Raw genomic sequence first — 16,904 nt, 5'->3', positions numbered from 1 at the left:
GCGGTTGTGGAACCGGGTTCCGCTGCGCCTCCCTGGCGCGGCGGAGCCCGGGCGACCCGGCGGGGGCGCGTCGGGTGTTCGACCGTGCGTGTGCGCGAAGCCGGTGCCATCACAACCGCGTCCTGGCGGCTCTCCCTCTTCCGGGAGGACGCTGATGGACCAGAGACCGTGGTTGGAGATCGACATCGCTCGCGTCGGCGAGCGACTGGAGGCCCGCGGCCGGACCAGTGACGACCGCTATCCCAGTCCGCATCTCCTTCCCGAGGAGGTCACGGTCAGGAAGTTGATGGCCTTTGGCGAAAAGGTCCGCGAAGCAGCGCACGACGGTCGTGCGCTCAACGAGGAACTGGGAGAGGCCCAGCAACTCTACGCGGCCCTGTTCAAGGACGACCTCCGAGACGCGATGCAGCTGCAGCGCGGGAGCCGCGAGAGGGAGCCCCACCTCCTGCGCTTGATCCTCAAGCGGGACCGCCAGCTCCAGGCTGTTCCGTGGGAGGCGCTCTGTGAGCGTGACTCGAACGTGGAGTTCCTGGCCAACTCGTCGGAGCTGCTCGTGGCGCGAGCCGTCACGTCGAAGGCGCCCGCGGATCTCCGCGAGGTCAGCGGACCCGTCCGCGTGCTGGGCGTCTCGCTGGTCGGGCATGCGACCGTCACCCGGCTCGAGGCCGCGCTCGAGAAGTCCATCCAGGCCGGGGAGGTCCAGTTCGATTCCCTCGTGAAGCACCAGGCGCGCCACTCCGCCCTCATCGAGCGCCTGTCGCGCCCTCCCTCCCCGCACATCATCCACTTCGTCTGTCACGGGCAGCTGGGCCCGGGCGGGCACCCCCAGCTGCAGATGCTCGATGACAATGGCAAGCCGATGTGGATGGACGTGGCGCTGCTCGCCCAGGACCTCCGCGACCACTGTTCCGAGCACCTGCGGTTGATTGTCCTGGATGCATGCGAGGGAGCCCAGCCCGGGGGACTGGCCAGCGCGGCGGAGAGCTTCGCCGAGGAGACCGTCGCCGCGGTCGTCGCCCACCTCTGGCCCGTCAAAGGGGACATCACCGGGCACTGCTCGGAGGCCTTCTACCGTTCGCTCACCCGTGAGTCCGCGCGATACGGCGACGTGGCCGTCAGCCTCAACGCGGCCCGGCGGGCCCTGCTCAAGCGGTTTCACCATTCCGCCGAGGCGTTCTCTCCCGTGCTGTACCTGCGCGGGAACAACTCCACCCTCTTCGACTTCTCCCGCCGCCACGTCACCCCGCTTCCCAAGGACGCTCACATCCCCGGCAGGGGCAAGCCCTCGCCCGCCTTCTACGAGCTCCTGGAGAAGCCCTTCACGCTGGTGCTCGGAGATCGGTGGATCAACGAGCGCGGCCTGCTGGAAACCTTCCGGAAGCAGCTCAGCGAGGCCCTCGCGGTGAGGGTGGGCCCGGTTCCCACCGGAGTCCCGATGAGCGCGCTCACCCAGCACTATGCGCTGCGCTTCGCGGAGCAGAGCCTGGAGTTCGAATTCCAGAAGGCGTTCGGCAAGTTCGCCAGCACGATGCCGCTGCTGGAAACGCTGGCGCCCCGGCTCAAGCCCGGTGTCCACGTCACGCTCCTGCGCTACCCCCTGCTGGAACAGGCGCTCGCCGAGCACCAGCCGAAGGCCACCATCCACGTCATCAACCCGCCCGGACGCACCGGGAAGATGGCCACGCTGCTCCGGCGCCAGGCTGGAGCGCGCGACTGGGAGAACGTCACCTCGCCCCCCAGCTCGCTCCGGCCAGACCGCGACCTCATCGTGCTCCGGCTCTACTGCGGCTACCTGCCCGCGAGCGTGTACATGCGCCCCATGCTGACGGAGGACGACTACCTCCTGGGGGTCAACAAGCTGGTGAGCATGCTGGCCGGACCACCCGGGAGCATGTTTTCCATGGAGCTCGCCGAGGAGCTGGCGGCCAGCCTGTCCAAGCGGGCCGCCCTCGTCCTGGGCATGTCGATGCTGACCTGGCACCACCGGATGTTGCTCCACCGGCTCTTCGACGAGCGGCCCCTGCCGGATGGCAGCCTGGTCATCCTGGAGCCGGGCGGGACGGAGCAGGAGTTGTGGATGCGAGGGCAGTTCCTGTCCCCACAGGGAAAGGCCCAGGTGCTGGAGGTGAGCGCCTCGCAGCTCGCGGCCCCGTTCGGCACCGAGCCCCGTGCGGAGGGACCTTGATGAGCGCCGATGGGTCCCTCAACCCCTTCCTCGGCCCCCAGCCCTACCGTGCGGAGGACCAGGCCCGCTTCTTCTGTCGGGACGACGCCACCTGCCGGTTGACGAACAGCATCCTCGCGCACGCGTGCGTCTCGCTCTTCGGCCCCTCGGGTGCGGGCAAGTCCTCGCTGATGCAGGCGGCGGTGCTTCCCCGGCTCCGGGAGCAGCACGGCTTCCGCACCATCTGCATCGATGCCTGGCTGACCTGTGAAGCCCCGCTGCACCAGCTGGCCCGCGCCATGTTCGAGGGCCTCGGCCTGGGCGGCCTGCCTCCTGGCCGGGAGCCCCGGGCGCTCATCCAGGAAGCGTTCGAGCGCGCGGAGCGGCGCTCCTCGCGCCCCATCCTCCTCTTCCTGGACCAGCTGGAGCAGACGCTGCTGCCGACGACCCGGCCCGGCTGGACGCGAGAGCTGATCAACACCCTGGCGGAGGTCATCCGGGCGCCCGTCCGGGGCCGGCAGCTGGTGCTGTCCCTGCGCGAGGACTACCTGGGGCGGCTGCGCGACCAGGCCCGGGAGAATCGGGAGCTGCTGGACCGGGGCTTCCGGCTGGGGCCACTGACGGTGGAGGAGATGACGGACATCGCCTGCCGGCTGGCCGCGGAGGGCAAGCCCCCGCAGGACTGGTGCCCGGAGGAGCTCAAGCAGCTCATGCGCGAGATGCGCACGCCCGGCCAGGTTGCCACGACGGACGAGGAGAGCGACAAACACGAGGTCCAGGCCGCCTTCGCGCAGATTGTCTGCCGGGCCTTGTGGGAGGAGCGCAGGACGTGCGGCGAGAGCGGCCCGGTGGTGGCCGAGCCCCTCCTCCACCGGTACCTCTTCACGACGCTGAACGCGCTCGGCCCCGCCCAGCGGGAGGCCGTCCAGGAGCTGCTGGAAGAGAAGCTGGTGACCGAGAGCGGGAGCCGGACCCTGGTGACGCAGGAGCAGGCCTATGAGGTGCTGTCTCTCGCGTCCGCGGACCTGGTGCTGTCGCGCCTGCAGGAAGCGGCCGTGCTGCGCGCCGAGTACCACGAGGGAGCCCGCTACTTCGAGCTGGGCCACGACTGGCTGGCGAACAAGGTCCTCGAGCTCAAGCGTGAGCGGCAGCAACGGGAGGCGCGCGCGCAGCGGACCCGGATGCTCCACCTCATCCTGGCGGTGGGGTGCTTCGCCCTGCTGATGTTCCTGCTGGCCGTCGCGGCCTGGACGTCCAAGCGAGACGCGGAGCTGAACAAGGAACTGGCCTTCACCCAGTCCGTGATGACGGGCGCGCGCGAGGCGATGCAGAGCGGCCAGCCCGCCGTGGCCATGAAGCTGCTCGCGGAGGTCGAAGAGCCCTGGCTCGGGCCGAAATGGAAGGCGCTCGCCATGGAGGCCCTGGACTCCAACTTCCTGGAGGTGACGCTCCACGGTCCCGAGGGCCAGTCCGTCAACGCGGCGTCCTTCAGTCCGGACGGGAGTCACATCGTCACCGCCTCGGATGACGGAGCCGTCCGCGTCTGGAACGCCAACGGCCACGAGGAGCCGCGGGTGGTGGGCAGGCACGCCGCGCCCGTCACCGCCGCGGAGTTCAGCTGGAATGGCGCGCTCATGCTCTCCGCGTCGTGGGATGGCGCCGTGCGGGTGTGGAGCACGGAAGACCCGGGGCGCTACCGCGAGTTCAAGCACCCGGGCGCGGTCCGCTCCGCAACCTTCAGCCCGGACGGCCGGCGCATCGTCACCGTCTCGTCGGCCGGGGTGGCGCGGCTGTGGCGTGTCGACGCACCCGAGCGGCCGCCCGACGTCCTGAACGACGCGTCCGAGGTGACGTTCAACTTCGCCACCTTCAGCCCGGACGGGCAGCGGCTCGTCACCACCTCGTGGGACCGCACGGCGCGGCTGTGGCGGGCCCGCGGGGACTCTTTCGTCGAGGACGGCACGCTCACGGGGCACGAGGGCCCGGTCGTCTTCGCCGCGTTCAGCGCGGACGGCCTGCGCCTCCTCACCGCGTCCCTGGATGGCTCCGCCTGGCTGTGGCACACCAAGGGCCCGGAGCGCCCGTTCCGGAGGGACAGGCGGCTCGAGGACCATGACGCCCCCGTCACCTCCGCCGCCTTCAGCCCGGACCGCCAGTACATCCTGACGGCATCGCAGGATGGCACCGCCCGGGTGTGGCAGTGGGAGGGCACGGGCCCCCCCTACATCCTCCGGGGCCATACGGCGCCCGTCACCTGGGCGGCGTTCAGCCGGGGTAGCGAGCCTCAGCGGCTCGTGACGGCGTCACAGGACGGCACCGCCCGGGTGTGGCACGCGGACGAGACGAAGCAGCCCCTCTACTCCCGGGTGATGCACCATGAGGAGCCCGTGGTCTCCGCCGCCGTCAGCCCGGATGGCCGACAGGTCCTCACCGCCTCCCAGGACCGGCGGGCGCGGTTGTGGGACGTCGACGGCGACGCGCCGCCCACGACGTTGCCGAACGGGCACACGCAAGCGCTCACCTCCACGGCGTTCAGCGCGGACGGCCAGCGCCTCGTCACCACCTCCTGGGACAAGACGGCCGCGCTGTGGCGGCGCGGCGAAGAGGGCTGGCGGCGGACCCGCGTCTTCCCACACCCGAGCCCGGTCTCCTTCGCCGCGTTCAGCGCGGGCGGCCAGCGCCTCGTCACGGCCACCCAGGACGGACGCGCGTGGGTGTGGTCCGTGGAGGGCGCGGACACGCCGCCCGTCGTCCTGGGACGACACGAGGGCCCGGTCACCTCCGCGGCCTTCAGCGTGGATGGCCGGTTCGTCGTCACCGCCTCGCGAGACACCACCGTGCGCGTGTGGGCGGTGGACGACGGCACGGGCCGGGAAGTCCGCCGACTGGAGGGACACCGGGGACCGGTGGCGTCCGTGGCCTTCAGCCCGGAGGGCGAGCGCCTCATCACGGCCTCCCAGGATGGAAGCGCGCGGGTGTGGGACTGGCAGACCGATGCGGCCGCGTCGCGCATCCTCCAGCTCGACGGCCCGGTCCTCTCCGCCAGCTTCAGTCCGGACGGGCAGCTCATCGTCACCGCGTCCTGGGACGGGGCGGCACGGGTGTGGCCCGCGGACGGAGACGACGTGCCCCGGGTGCTGAAGGGGCACGAGGGGCCGGTCCGCTCCGCCGTGTTCACCCGGGATGGCCGCATCGTCACGGCGTCCTGGGATGGAACGGCTCGGGTGTGGCTCCTGCCGGAGGACCTCGCCGCCCCGAGCACCGCGGAGCTGCGCGAACAGCTCCAGAACCGGAACTGGGACTGCCTGATCCCCCGGATGCGCAAGGCCTATCTCGGCGAGAGCGAGGAGGCCGCGAAGGACGGCCATGCCCGGTGCGAGCGGGCCTACCGCCGCGTTCCGGACCGCTCCGTGGCATTGCGCAGCGACAGCCTCGCCGCGGGGTCCCCGAGAAGGATGTAGCCGCGCAGATCATTGCGGAGCATCCAGCGGCAGGCATGTGTCTCGGGCTCGATGGGGTCCGGCTTGTGGCCCTGCTCCGCCCGCCGCCGGACGTCGAAGTCCGCCGTCAGGTCCGCGTTCACTTCCCGGTAGCTGTCCATCAGGTCGTCGAGGGCGACTCCCGCGCGGCTGCCGTTCGCCAGGATCTCCAGGACGGAGATGATGCGCGAGGCACGACTGTGCTGCGCCTCGCTGGCGTCCGAGAAGCTGTAGACCCAGGCCAGGTCGCTGTGGCCGATGACGGCCAGCGGCCCCCGCGGATTCGCCAGGGCCGCCTGCGGCAGCGCGGCGACGAAGGGCTGCTGGCCGGGCGCGGGCAGGCACTTCAGCACGTCGTCGAGCCCCACCTCGAGGCCGGGCTGTGGGGCGAGCCCCGCCAGCCAGGGGTGGAACATGCTCCGGGACGGCGTGGCGGCGCCGAAGCACGCGACGCAGAACCACATGCCCCCGGGAAGGAAGGGCCCGTCGCGCAGGTGCTGCGCGGTGAGCACCTGCCCGGCCCCCAGGTCGAGCGCCCCCTGGAGGGCCTGCTGCCGCTCCGCCGTCGTCTCTCGCGAGGCCAGCCCCAGGCCATGGGACAGCGACAGCATCACCCCCGAGCGAGTCCTGGCGGCCGTGTCCCGCAGCGCCTCCAGCCGCGCGCGCTCGTCCACGAGCACGTGGAGCTCCAGGCCCTTGCGCGCCAGCTTCCACTCGGCCTCCACCGTCCAACGGCAGGGGTCCACCAGCAGCTCGCGGCCATACTTCGTGGGAAGCGAGCCATCCGCCGCGGCGAAGAGGACGACCTCGGGCTCCGTGCGCTCGGCGGTGCCTGTCTCGAAGGCCCGCACCTTCTCCGCATAGGCGGAGTGGCCCTCCAGGTCCGGCGCCCCCGACGGCTTCGCGACGTGGAGCCTGCCCACGTAGGCGCCGTGGGCGAGGACATGCTGGAGCTCGATGGAGACCTGGTGGAGGTCTCCGAGCAGCAACAGGTACTTCGGTCGCTCCCGCTTGGGGAGTTTCTCGGAGAGGTAGACCTCGTCCCTCCACTTCGCGGCCGCCGCTTCATCCATGTCCGCGGGGACGCGGTAGGGAGGGCGCAGGGGGACGCCCTGCTCCCGTTGCCGGTGCTCGAGCAGCGGCGCCAGGGCTTCGAGCAGTGCGTCGCCCTGGGGGCCCTCGGGCGCCACGACGCCCCAGCGCTGCGCGGACAGGTCATTGGGGTTGGCGTCCGACCTTGCGAGCCGTGGCACCGCCTCCCTGTCCGGGAGCTCCTCGGGCTCCGGCGCATTCCAGGCTGCGTCCCCTGGAAGCCCCTGCTCCAGGAAGGGCCGCTGCGCATCGGCGCGCGACAGGAGCAGGTGCAGTGCCTTCCCGTGCCGGGAATCCATGTGCGAGTCCCCCTCGCTCGGGGAACCCACGGGCCCGGAGTGTTCGTCCCGCCCTGCTTCGCGGTCCGGGCATGGATGCCGCGCAGCTGGGCGCGCTGTTCCGCGTGTTCGAAGCCAACCTGCTCGCGTCGCGGCGCTACGTGGCCCCGGCGAGCGAGGGCCGCGTGGTGTTGTTCAAGGCGAAGGACGACGCGGAGGGACTGCCGGAGGACGGCGGCTGGTCCGCGCTGGTGGGCGGCGCGCTGGAGCGGCACCTGCTGCCTGGTGACCTGACCACTACAGCCTGCTGCGCCAGTACATGCCCAAGGGCATGGACTTGAGCTGCCTCTGCGAGCAGCAACTCGATGCTATCGCCGCCCAACTCAACAGTCGCCCACGTCAGACGCTCGACTGGCACACCCCCGCCGAGGTATTCGCCCGGGCTGTTGCGATGACCGGCTGAAACCGCCCGCGGCGAAATGTCCCGACATTTCCGAACAGGACGGTGCTTGAAGCGCCGTCAGGCTTCCCTGCTGAACCTCCCGGCCGAGCCTGCTGCAACCTCAACGCTTTTCGAGCAGTTCGAGCGTTTCCTTCGCCAGCGTCGCGGTTGCAATCGTCGAGGCAGGGTCATCCCTGAGCTGGAGCAGCAGCGCCCACGCCTGCTCGTGTTGGCCCTGGTCGTAAAGAATCATGGCCCGGTTCAAGTGGAGGTTGCCGCGTGTCTCGGCATCGGGCTCCAGCGTCAGGGCCTTGTCGATGAGCCGCAGTCTCTCGGCATCATCCCCCGATAGGGATGCGAGCTCCTTCAGGGCCGGGGCGAAGCGCGGCGCGGACTTCACGAGTTCCTCCAGCAGCTTCCGCTTCTTCGCCGGGTCCTGTTCCCATTCCACGCTCAGCAGCCGCAGGTAGGTCCCTTTCGGGAGCTGTCCCTGCTCTTCCCGCTGTAGGGCGGCGAGCGCGGTCTTGGTGGTGAAGAAGCCTCGCGGTTCGAGCGCATCCACCCGCGCATACGCCTCGCGCGCCTTCGCATCCTCCTGCATCAGCAGGTACGTGAAGGCCGCGTCGTAGGAGGGATAGGGCCAGCGCGGCGCGAGCGCTTGCGCTTCCTCGAAACGCTTCAACGCCTCGTCGTACCTGCCCTGCTGGCCCAGCCAGCGGCCCTCGTCGTGCAGCTGCACGGCGCGCGGTGGCACGACCTCGGCGGAGGGAATCTCCCAGCCAACCGCCCCCGTCTTTCCGGCGAGTTCGTCATGCGACACGGGCTTCCCGCCGTCGTCCTTGAATTCGACCCGAGCGGACGCTTCCTTCCTCGGCGGCGGATTCATCTCGTCTGGCTCCTTCTTCCGGGTGCAACCCAGGGTTGCAGACAGGATGGCGAGCACGGCGAGGCTGCGATTCATGGGGACGTCCCGGGTTTCGCGCGGTGGGCGCTACGTGAGGATGCCATACACCGACAGCCTCCCGCAGATGCTCGGAGCGATGTAGTCGGTGAGCATCGGGGGGATGGTGGGGAGCGTGGACACGTCGATGACGATGCCCGCCGCCACCTGGGACGGGTCGAACGTGCTGTGGCTCTCACCGAGACCGCGCGCGGCGGCAATCTTCAGGCCTTGGCGGAGCGCGAAGCGGACCGAATCATGGACTGCCCCCGCTCTCCTCGAAGCGCTTCATCGCTTCGTCCGTTACCTGGCGGACCATTTGGGCAAAGGGCTGATCGTCGTCGCGCATCTCAAGCAGCACCTGGAGCTCGCGATCAATGATCTCCTCGATCAGGAGCGACAGATCCTCCGTGAGGTCCTTGTGGTCGAGCACCCGCGCGAGCGCCTCGACGACGAAGATGCGGTGCTGCACGAAGCGCAGCACGAGCTGCCGCGCGCGGACGAGCTCGGTGCGATTCAGCCCGTAGATCTCGATCGAGCGGAGCCCGCGCTCGCTCGGCCGGTGGTTCTCGTCGAGCGCGGCCGTGACGAGCCCATTCGGCTGGAACCGGAGGTGCTCCTCGATCGCGAGGTTGCGCTCGCAGGGATCGAGGAGCGCGGGCCGCTCCAGCTCCAGCTTGTCCTTGCTGAGGAAGTTGGCGCGCCTGGCCTCGTCGAGGAGGGGGAACAAGCACTCCTTGCCTGACTTCGTGGCTTGCGTAGCGCCCCCGCTGCGCCTCTCGACCTGGTTGCGCTCACGGTTGCAGTCGATGCAGGAGGGAACCAGGTTCGTCCACTCCGCGGCGAGCCACCAGTAGCCCGGGCGCAGCACCTTGCCGTCGTGAAGCCGGATTTCGCTCTTGGGGCGGAAGTGCTCGACATCCATGGGCTGCGACGCAGCATAGAGCGTCTCGCAATACGCGCACTTCCCTTCGAAGAGTGCTTGCAGCGCCTTCTTCACGCTCTCATCGGAGTAGGCGCTGAACTCGAAGCTCTTGATGATTGCGCTGTTGCCCGCCTTCTTCACGCGGGCTTCTTCTTTCTTGTAGTGCTCTTTCGCGCGCTCGTGCTCCTTCACGCCCCTCCCCTTGGGAGGCGTGAGCGCCGCGGGCGGCGCGACCTTGCTGCGGTCCCTGCGGATCATGGGCCCTCCTTGAGCTTGCTCCTCCCCTTCCAGAGGGCGAGCACGCGCGCCTTGGTCTCGGCGCGGAGCAGCTTCACTGCTGCGGGGTCTTCCTCTGTTTCCTCCTCCCGCTGGGGCCTGGGAAGGAAGTCGCGTGCGATCTCTTCGTCGACGATCTCCAGGAGGCGCTGCTCACGCAGCGTGGACCCGAGACGCAGCGCGACGACGTTTCCTCGCTCGGCGGTCGCGCCGGTCTGCTGGAAGATCCGGCCCCTCAGCTCCTCGACCTCGCGCGCGAGCGTATCGAGATCATGAGAGGGCTCGCCGTCGGCATGGGCGCGCGCATCGAGGAGCTCATCCCTTGCGCTGTCGAGCGCTCGGCGCTCGGCTTCGAGCTGCTGCTGGAGTTCCTTGATCCGTGCCTCATGTGCGTCGATCCGTTCGACGAGCGGTCCAGGCTCGGAGGCGCGCCTGGACAGCGCCGCTTCACGGCTCGCGACGAGCCTGGCCAGCTTCTCGTAGTAGTGGCGGAACAGCTGATCCAGGCCTTCGTCGATCGTGCTTTGCAGGCCGAAGAAGCGCGACGTCAGGATCTGATCCGCGCGCATTCCTGCCGGGCTCGGGGCTCCGTCGCCGAAGACCGTGGGCCGCTCGTTCGCGCGGAGAAGCACGATGCGATCCTCCTTCTGGAGCCCTTGAAGGCAGAGGGGCTCATGCGTGCTCGCGATAAATTGGATGTTGGGCAGCGCCTCGCGAAGGTCTCGCACGATCCGCCGCCGCCAGCGCGGATGGAGATCCGTGCCGATCTCATCGAGCAGCACGACGCCTGTGAGCTCGTGTGGATCGATCGCTTCGCCATCCGGCATACCGGAGAGGATGTCGGCGATCAGCGAGACCGTGGACTGGTAGCCCGCGCTCAGCTCGTCGAAGGCGAAGTCCTCGCCATCAACCTTCACATACAGTCTGGCATCCGTGTCCGAGACGTGGAGATAACGGTCTTCCGAGGGAGCAGTCCCCTCCTCCTCACTCCGCTCTGGCAGTCGCGCGCCGCGGAGGACATCCCAGACTGCGCGGACATAGAGATCGAACGTCGAGGAAACATTCTTTCCGAGGTGGGAGGCCTCCTGTTCGGTCGCGCCCTTGAGCGAGCTGAAGAAGTGCTCGACATTCACGAGCCCTTCACGTGGGGAGAACAGGTTCGCCACGTCGATGTTCAGACGCTTGATTTCATTGCCAGGGAGTCGCGCCCTTCCGTAGCCGCGGACCAGATGAGCCAGCGGCTCCCCTCCCTCGTCGAAGTGGAACCCGGTTCCATTGATTCGCAGGCGTATCGTGCGCTCCTCGGTGCCCTCGCGGAGCACGACGGTGATGCGGCCGACCCGCTTGCTCTTCGTCAGCCATCGCTTGGGGTGCAGTCCCAGCTTCGCGATCCCCTCTTGCCCGATCAGCGCCAGCGCGAGGGCTTCGAGGACGGTGCTCTTCCCGGTCGCATTCTCACCCAGCAACAACAGCCACGGCAGTGTCTCCTGGCCGCCTGCCAATGAGTCCTCGGGGCGCACCACGCGAGTGGCTCGATCGTCGGGGATATCGAGGGTGAGCTTGCGCACCGCGCGGACGTGCTCGAGCTCGATGCGGCGGATCCGGACCGCTACCGCCCGCTTGCTGAGGGCGGGTGCTGCCGTTGTCGGGAGGCCGCGAGGACCGGAAGTGCTCACTGCGGGCTGATTGCGATCCCTGGCGAAGAGCACCTGCACCGTATGTGGGGGCACGCCGCAGCGGCGGAGGTAATCATCCCAGGCGTCGGCCGTGCCATTCGCCTGGGCGCTTCGAGCCAGGCACTGCCAGAGCGCTTGGGAATACTCGCTGCTGAGAATCACGAGTTCCGGCTCTCTTTTTATTTTTACTGGATCGAGGTGAGCGAGCGGCTTGAGTTCTCGCACCAGATGCCTTCTGGAATCGACCAAGGGTTGTCGATTCAAGCGAAGGATGTCGATGGTCGTGGCGCCGCGGGGCGTGAGCCCCTCCACTCGGCCGTCGTCCAGGAAGCGCAGGTGCTCTTCCGGCCAGTCCTCGCAGGGATCGAGCAGGAGCGGCCGCTCGCGCAGAGTGGAGTCGCCGGGACTGAGCGCCCGCGCAGATTCATCCTCCAGAGGGAACGCATCGCCCTTGTATACCGAGCAGTCCTTGCAAGTGAGGTAGAGGTTCTGCCACTCGTAGGCCAGCCACCAATATCCACGATCCAGTCGAGTCCCCGAAGCATCGCGAACGCTCGACTTCGGTCGGAAGTGATCGACCTCGCCCTTCAATGAGGTCGACTCCAGCTGAGACTCGCAATAGGCACACTTTTCGGCGAACAGATTGAAGAGCGAGCTACCAGCCCCCAGCCAGATCCTCGACTCGAAATCGAATCGGTCCTGCTTTCGAACCGCACCTACCCTTTTCTGGAAGTACGCGTGCGCGCGATCTCTTGCGTTCGCCGCGGCAGAGGACGAGAGGATCTTCGGGGCCAACTCTGCGTTGCGATCGACGTGACGCATAAGGGCATCATCGCAAAGTGCGGGAGCAATAGGAGCGCTGTTGAGGGGCGCTACCGTGACACCAGCCGCACCAGCTGCCCGCACGTCAGGTGCCGCCGCCCGGTCCAGGTCCCCACGAGCTGGCCCCTGCCACCAGGGTGCGGATACCGCGTGGAGAACCGGCGCTCGCAGCGGGGGCAGGTAATCCACCCGTGCGCGTCGACCGTAGCCTCCAGCTCGGGCCCGTCCTCGGGGAAGCAGCGCACCACCTGCGTCGTGGTCCCCAGCCCCTCACAGGCGGCACAGGTCTCCATGACATACGCAGCGCCCTGGAGCGTGCAGGACTTCCCTCGCCCTGCGCACGCCGGACAGTCCTCGAGGATCCACGGGTTGTGCCCGTTCTCATCCGAGAAGACGGCGTCACGCCGCCGCGGATATTGCGACAGGCGGAGCCGTCTCTCGATCTCCTCCTTGCGGCGGGCGGCGTCCATCCCCGCGAGGCTACGTCTTCTGCAGCTCTCCGCGCACGGGCTCGGAGGCAACCACCTTCTCGGAGCCCGAGGCCGCCGAGGTGACGTCCTTGAACAGGGGCTCGTTCATGCCGGTGGCGGTGTTGCGCACGCTCGAGACCGCCGGCTCCTGGCCGCGGGCGGGGACGGCCACGGACTGTAACGCGGAGGTGCTCGCGGCCACCTTGCGGCGACGGCGCCACAGGAAGTACCCGGCCACACCCACCGCCAGCACGCCCATGACGACGAACTGACCTTCCTTGAACTTGGCGATGAGCGTGTCGAGCTCGCTGCCGAAGTGGAAGCCGAGCCACACGAAGACGGGCGCGGACAGCAGCGCCGCCAGCCCGTCCCAGAAGATGAAGCGCCAGTAGGACATGCCCACGGAGCCGGCGGTGAAGTACGTCACCGCGCGCACGCCGGGCATGAAGCGGGCGATGCAGACAATCTTCTGCCCGTGCTTGGCGAACAGCCCTTCCACCTTCGCGCGTTTCTCGGCCGTGACGATGCGCGCGAAGAAGCCTCCGCTGGCGCCCTCGTTGCGGCCCAGCTTCCCGCCCAGCCGGCGGCCGGCGAAGAAGATGAGGCTGTCACCCACGAGGATGCCGGCGAAGCCCACCACCATCATCACCGGCAGGCTCGCGGCGCCCTTGTGCGCCAGGAAGCCGCCCAGGATGAGCGAGATGTCCTCGGGGAGCGGAATGCCCAGACCGCAGGCCACCAGGATGCTGAAGACGGTGGCATAGGCGACGAAGCCCTGCGCATCGCCAAGCATGTGGGTGAGGAGTTCTTGCACGCGTTGTCCCGTCCGTTCACTTCCGGAGGGCCTGTCCGGGATTTACCCGGTTCAGCCCATCCAGCGCCCAGGCATCAACCGGGCGCGGGTCGTCAAAACTCCGGGCCAGGGCCTTCAAACCGAAGTATCCCTGGCGGCCGGCCGCCTCGTAGGCCGCTTCCTGGGCACCCGTGGCCATCAGCGCCAGTGCCCGGCTCAACAATGCCACTCCGTATTCCCCGACAGTGGCCTCCCCCGCCCCCGCCACCCGGGCCTCGCGGAGTGCCACCGCGCCGCCCGTCCACCTGCTCTCCAAGCGTGCGCCCATCCGCGACGAAAGCACACCCCGCGCGAACTCCCGGACGACAGGCTCCACCTCCGGCCGTCTTGTGGCAGGTCCCACCACCAGCACCCACCCGCGCCCCGTCTCCACCCGCCGGATGCTGCCCTCGGCGTCGAGCAGATTAACCACCACCTCCAGAGGCGGCTTGCCTTCCGGCAGGCCCAGGAGTCGTGCCGCCTGTTGAAGCGGCGCATCCAACAGAGGCAGCCAGGCGCGCTGTTCCGCACGGTACAGGTCCAGCGTCTCCGCCCGGAGCGCCGCCACCGGCCACTCCGCCTCCACGCGGGCCAGCAGGGCCTCCAGCCCGTCCAGCCCGCGCGCCGCCCCGGAAGCCTGGGGCCCGCCCATGAGCCGGGCCAGGTAGTCCTCCACCGGCACGGGGTGCGCGTCGAAGAAGGCCTGGGCCTGCGCCACCACCGCCGGGGAGGCCGCGACCAGCGCCTCGCGCACGCGCGTGCGGGCCGGGCCGTAGCGGAAGGCGGGCACGGGGTGCTCGCGGTAGCGCGGGCCGGCGTCATGGCCCAGGCGGTTCAGCAGGGCGAACAGGGTGAAGACGCGGCCGTCGGCCCGGACTTCGACGCCGCCGGCCGAGTACACGCTGGAGAACCAGTCCTCCGTCCCCGGCGCCTGGGCGAGCGCGGGCCCGGAGGCCCCGAGCAGGACGAAGATGACCAGGAGGGGGGCACGCATGGACGTGCCCGACGCTAGCACGGCGCCGTCAGGCGGCCGGGGCCTTTCCGACGAGCGTGCGCAGCATGTCCCGGTTGTCCCGCGCCTTCTGGCCGAAGTGGGCGACGATTCCCATCAGCAGCTTCACGCACGCCTGCGGCTTGGACGCCAGCAGCTTCTGGAAGTCCGAGGCGCGAATCTCGAGGGCCGAGACATCCGTGGCGGCGGTGGCGGTGCACAGCCGCTCCCCCTTCTGGACGAGGGCCAGCTCGCCCAGGGGCTCGCCGGCGCCCACCTCGCCCAGGGGCACGTCGTCGCCCGAGGCGCTCTTCGCGCTCAGCCGCACGGTGCCCTCGCCGACGATGAGGAGCGACTCCCCCGCCTTGCCCTCGGTGAAGAGCGCGGTGCCCTTGGGGAAGGCCCGGGGCACCGCGACGCCGGCGAAGATCTGGATGCCGGTGTCGGTGAAGCCCTTGAAGATGGGGCACGCCTTGAGGGTGGTCGCGGGCACTAAAGCCATGCGGAAATTCCTAACACGGGGCGCACGGGCCCGCGAGTCAGCGGCTCGCGCGGTGCTCGGCGGCGAGGTGGACGTAGTGCGCGGCGGACAGCTGGAGGAAGGCCCGCTCCTCCTCTGTAATGGGCCGCTTCACCTTGCCTGGAGAACCAACGACCAGCGAGCCCGGGGGCACCTTCGTCCCGGGAGTCAGCAGCGCCCCGGCGCCGATGATGCACTCGTCCCCCACCTCGACGCCGTCCATGAGGATGGCGCCCATGCCCACCAGCACGCGGTTTCCCACCACGCAGCCGTGGAGGATGACCCGGTGGCCCACCGTGACGTCGTCCCCCACGTGGGTGGGGTGCTGCTCGGTGGTGACGTGGACCATGGTGAGGTCCTGGATGTTGGTGCGCTTGCCGATGCGGATGGGGTTCACGTCCCCGCGCAGCACGGCGTTGAACCAGACGGAGGAGTCCTCGCCCAGCTCCACGTCGCCCACCACCTGGGCGGAGTCCTCCACGAAGCAGCTGGGGTGCACGCGGGGAGTCACTCCGCGGAACGGCCTCAATGCCATGACGTCACCTCGGGTGCGAAGCGAACGGGCGGATGGGAGCTGGGAGCTACGCCTCGGCGACGACGTGGAACGGCGAGGCGGCCGGAGCCAGGGGCAGCGGCTCCACGGTGGGCAGGGACAGCACGGAGAGCTGCTTCCCGGCGAGCGCGTTGGGCGTGGAGCGCTCCACCTTCACCGTCACCAGGGCGCCAGTGGGGGCGTCCCCGTCGAAGTTGACGGTGCGGTTCTCCGGCGTGCGGCCGAAGCGCTTGGTGGCGTCGTAGCGCGAGTGACCCTCCACCAGCACCTCCACCTCCGTGCCCACCAGCGCCGCGGTGACTTCCGTGCTGATGCGCCGCTGCAGCTTCTGCAGGCGCTCCAGCCGGGCAATCTTCACCTCGTGCGGCACGGGGCCCCACTCGTTCTCCCGCAGGGCGGCGCCTGTCTTGGGGCGCGGGCTGAAGACGAAGGAGAACTGGTTGTCGTAGCGGACCTGCTCGGTCAGCTTCATCGTCATCTCGAACTCCTCCTCGGTCTCCCCGGGGAAGCCCACGATGATGTCGGTGGTGACGGCGATGCCCGGCCGCGCGGCGCGCAGCTTCTCCAGCCGCTCCAGGTACTGCACCACGGTGTAGTCGCGGCGCATCATCTTCAGGACGCGGTCGCTGCCGCACTGCACCGGCAGGTGGAAGTGCGGGGCAATCTTGGGCTGCGTGCGGAACGCGTCGATGAGCTCGTCCGACAAGTCGTGCGGATGGCTGGTGGTGAAGCGCACGCGCTCGATGCCCGGCACCTCCGCGGTGCGCAGCAGCAGCTGGGCGAAGGAGATGCCGCCCGCGTACGAATTCACATTCTGGCCAATCAGCGTCACCTCGCGCACGCCGACCTTGGCCAGGTCATTGACCTCCAGGAGCACCTCCGGGAAGGCCCGGCTCACCTCGCGGCCCCGCGTATGCGGCACCACGCAGAAGGAGCAGACGTTGTCGCAGCCCTTCATCACCGTGACGAACTCGGTGACCTTGCCGCGGGACGTCTCCGGGTCGGCGCGCGGGAAGACGTACTCCTCCGAGTGGACGAAGGCGGCCTCCACCACGCGCGCGCGGTCCTCGGACACGCGGCCGATGATGTCGGGGAGCTTGGCGATGTTGTCGGGGCCGAAGACGAAGTCCAGGTACGGCACCTTCTTGAGGAGCTTGTCCTTCTCCTGCTGCGCCACGCAGCCGCCCACGCCGATGAGCGCGCCCCGGCTGGCCTTCACCGGCTTGTAGCGGCCGAGCGCGGACAGCATCTTGTCCTCCGCCTTCTCGCGGATGGCGCAGGTGTTGAGGATGATGAGGTCCGCGTTCTCGGGCACCGGAGTCGGCTCGTAGGACATCTTCGCCAGCACCTCGCTCATGCGGAGCGAGTCGTTGACGTTCATCTGGCAGCCGAAGGTGTGGATGAAGTAGCGCTTCATGTCAGAACCCTGAGGAAGAACGTGCCC

At 69.1% G+C, this 16,904-nt stretch carries 13 protein-coding genes and 1 pseudogene; 4 read left to right on the top strand and 10 right to left on the bottom strand.

What is annotated here, in order from left to right; all coding sequences use genetic code 11:
• Positions 1-154 precede the first annotated feature (154 nt).
• Together ACX9TP_RS24330 and ACX9TP_RS24325 are read left to right on the top strand one after the other, a co-directional pair.
• Positions 155-2,185: a CHAT domain-containing protein gene (locus tag ACX9TP_RS24330; protein ID WP_482982122.1), complete on the top strand. Its 2,031-nt coding sequence runs from the start codon at positions 155-157 to the stop codon at positions 2,183-2,185.
• Complete coding sequence (locus tag ACX9TP_RS24325) at positions 2,185-5,625, top strand: nSTAND1 domain-containing NTPase (protein WP_482982121.1); 3,441 nt, start codon at positions 2,185-2,187, stop codon at positions 5,623-5,625. The genes ACX9TP_RS24330 and ACX9TP_RS24325 overlap by 1 nt, the downstream gene beginning before the upstream one ends.
• Here ACX9TP_RS24325 and ACX9TP_RS24320 read toward each other — a convergent pair.
• Entirely contained in the window at positions 5,550-7,034 is a 1,485-nt protein-coding gene (locus ACX9TP_RS24320) for a hypothetical protein (protein ID WP_482982120.1), read from the bottom strand. The genes ACX9TP_RS24325 and ACX9TP_RS24320 overlap by 76 nt on opposite strands.
• Positions 7,035-7,105: 71 nt before the next feature.
• Between ACX9TP_RS24320 and ACX9TP_RS24315 the strand changes: the two genes are divergently transcribed.
• A complete protein-coding gene (locus ACX9TP_RS24315) occupies positions 7,106-7,354 on the top strand; it encodes a hypothetical protein (RefSeq protein ID WP_482982119.1) in 249 nt (82 codons plus the stop codon).
• Positions 7,318-7,476 (top strand): annotated as a pseudogene (locus ACX9TP_RS24310) (IS30 family transposase); the annotation flags it as partial. The gene ACX9TP_RS24315 and the pseudogene ACX9TP_RS24310, both read left to right, overlap by 37 nt.
• A gap of 100 nt (positions 7,477-7,576) precedes the next feature.
• On the opposite strand, the gene ACX9TP_RS24305 reads toward ACX9TP_RS24310, so the two are convergent.
• From ACX9TP_RS24305 to miaB, 9 genes are all read right to left on the bottom strand, one after another.
• A complete protein-coding gene (locus ACX9TP_RS24305) occupies positions 7,577-8,416 on the bottom strand; it encodes a hypothetical protein (protein WP_482982118.1) in 840 nt (279 codons plus the stop codon).
• Between the two features lie 235 nt (positions 8,417-8,651).
• Positions 8,652-9,578: a hypothetical protein gene (locus ACX9TP_RS24300; protein ID WP_482982117.1), complete on the bottom strand. Its 927-nt coding sequence runs from the start codon at positions 9,576-9,578 to the stop codon at positions 8,652-8,654.
• Positions 9,575-12,094: an AAA family ATPase gene (locus ACX9TP_RS24295; protein WP_482982116.1), complete on the bottom strand. Its 2,520-nt coding sequence runs from the start codon at positions 12,092-12,094 to the stop codon at positions 9,575-9,577. Before ACX9TP_RS24295 ends, ACX9TP_RS24300 begins: the two co-directional genes overlap by 4 nt.
• Before the next feature lie 50 nt (positions 12,095-12,144).
• On the bottom strand, positions 12,145-12,387 hold the full coding sequence (locus ACX9TP_RS24290) for a hypothetical protein (RefSeq protein ID WP_482982115.1): 243 nt from the start codon (positions 12,385-12,387) through the stop codon (positions 12,145-12,147).
• 187 nt (positions 12,388-12,574) lie between these two features.
• On the bottom strand, positions 12,575-13,378 hold the full coding sequence (locus ACX9TP_RS24285) for a DedA family protein (RefSeq protein WP_482982114.1): 804 nt from the start codon (positions 13,376-13,378) through the stop codon (positions 12,575-12,577).
• A 16-nt stretch (positions 13,379-13,394) separates the two neighbouring features.
• On the bottom strand, positions 13,395-14,390 hold the full coding sequence (locus ACX9TP_RS24280) for a hypothetical protein (RefSeq protein ID WP_482982113.1): 996 nt from the start codon (positions 14,388-14,390) through the stop codon (positions 13,395-13,397).
• Between the two features lie 28 nt (positions 14,391-14,418).
• Positions 14,419-14,889, bottom strand: a complete 471-nt coding sequence (locus tag ACX9TP_RS24275) for a Crp/Fnr family transcriptional regulator (RefSeq protein WP_482982112.1) — start codon at positions 14,887-14,889, stop codon at positions 14,419-14,421.
• Between the two features lie 37 nt (positions 14,890-14,926).
• Positions 14,927-15,442, bottom strand: a complete 516-nt coding sequence (locus ACX9TP_RS24270; RefSeq protein ID WP_482982111.1) for a gamma carbonic anhydrase family protein — start codon at positions 15,440-15,442, stop codon at positions 14,927-14,929.
• A 46-nt stretch (positions 15,443-15,488) separates the two neighbouring features.
• Complete coding sequence (gene miaB / locus ACX9TP_RS24265; RefSeq protein WP_482982110.1) at positions 15,489-16,877, bottom strand: tRNA (N6-isopentenyl adenosine(37)-C2)-methylthiotransferase MiaB; 1,389 nt, start codon at positions 16,875-16,877, stop codon at positions 15,489-15,491.
• Positions 16,878-16,904 lie beyond the last annotated feature (27 nt).

Source organism: Pyxidicoccus sp. M15, from assembly GCF_056858435.1.
The sequence above is the reverse complement of the archived record's forward strand: the minus strand, read 5'-3'. Positions and strand labels throughout refer to the sequence as shown.

Excerpts from the sequence above, each read along its gene's own strand:
- ACX9TP_RS24320 (WP_482982120.1), bottom strand. The coding sequence starts at position 7,034 with ATGGATTCCCGGCACGGGAAGGCACTGCACCTGCTCCTGTCGCGCGCC.
- ACX9TP_RS24325 (WP_482982121.1), top strand. The coding sequence starts at position 2,185 with ATGAGCGCCGATGGGTCCCTCAACCCCTTCCTCGGCCCCCAGCCCTAC.
- ACX9TP_RS24280 (WP_482982113.1), bottom strand. The coding sequence starts at position 14,390 with ATGCGTGCCCCCCTCCTGGTCATCTTCGTCCTGCTCGGGGCCTCCGGG.
- ACX9TP_RS24275 (WP_482982112.1), bottom strand. The coding sequence starts at position 14,889 with ATGGCTTTAGTGCCCGCGACCACCCTCAAGGCGTGCCCCATCTTCAAG.
- ACX9TP_RS24305 (WP_482982118.1), bottom strand. The coding sequence starts at position 8,416 with ATGAATCGCAGCCTCGCCGTGCTCGCCATCCTGTCTGCAACCCTGGGT.
- ACX9TP_RS24290 (WP_482982115.1), bottom strand. The coding sequence starts at position 12,387 with ATGGAGACCTGTGCCGCCTGTGAGGGGCTGGGGACCACGACGCAGGTG.
- ACX9TP_RS24295 (WP_482982116.1), bottom strand. The coding sequence starts at position 12,094 with ATGCGTCACGTCGATCGCAACGCAGAGTTGGCCCCGAAGATCCTCTCG.
- ACX9TP_RS24270 (WP_482982111.1), bottom strand. The coding sequence starts at position 15,442 with ATGGCATTGAGGCCGTTCCGCGGAGTGACTCCCCGCGTGCACCCCAGC.
- miaB (WP_482982110.1), bottom strand. The coding sequence starts at position 16,877 with ATGAAGCGCTACTTCATCCACACCTTCGGCTGCCAGATGAACGTCAAC.
- ACX9TP_RS24300 (WP_482982117.1), bottom strand. The coding sequence starts at position 9,578 with ATGATCCGCAGGGACCGCAGCAAGGTCGCGCCGCCCGCGGCGCTCACG.
- ACX9TP_RS24330 (WP_482982122.1), top strand. The coding sequence starts at position 155 with ATGGACCAGAGACCGTGGTTGGAGATCGACATCGCTCGCGTCGGCGAG.
- ACX9TP_RS24315 (WP_482982119.1), top strand. The coding sequence starts at position 7,106 with ATGGATGCCGCGCAGCTGGGCGCGCTGTTCCGCGTGTTCGAAGCCAAC.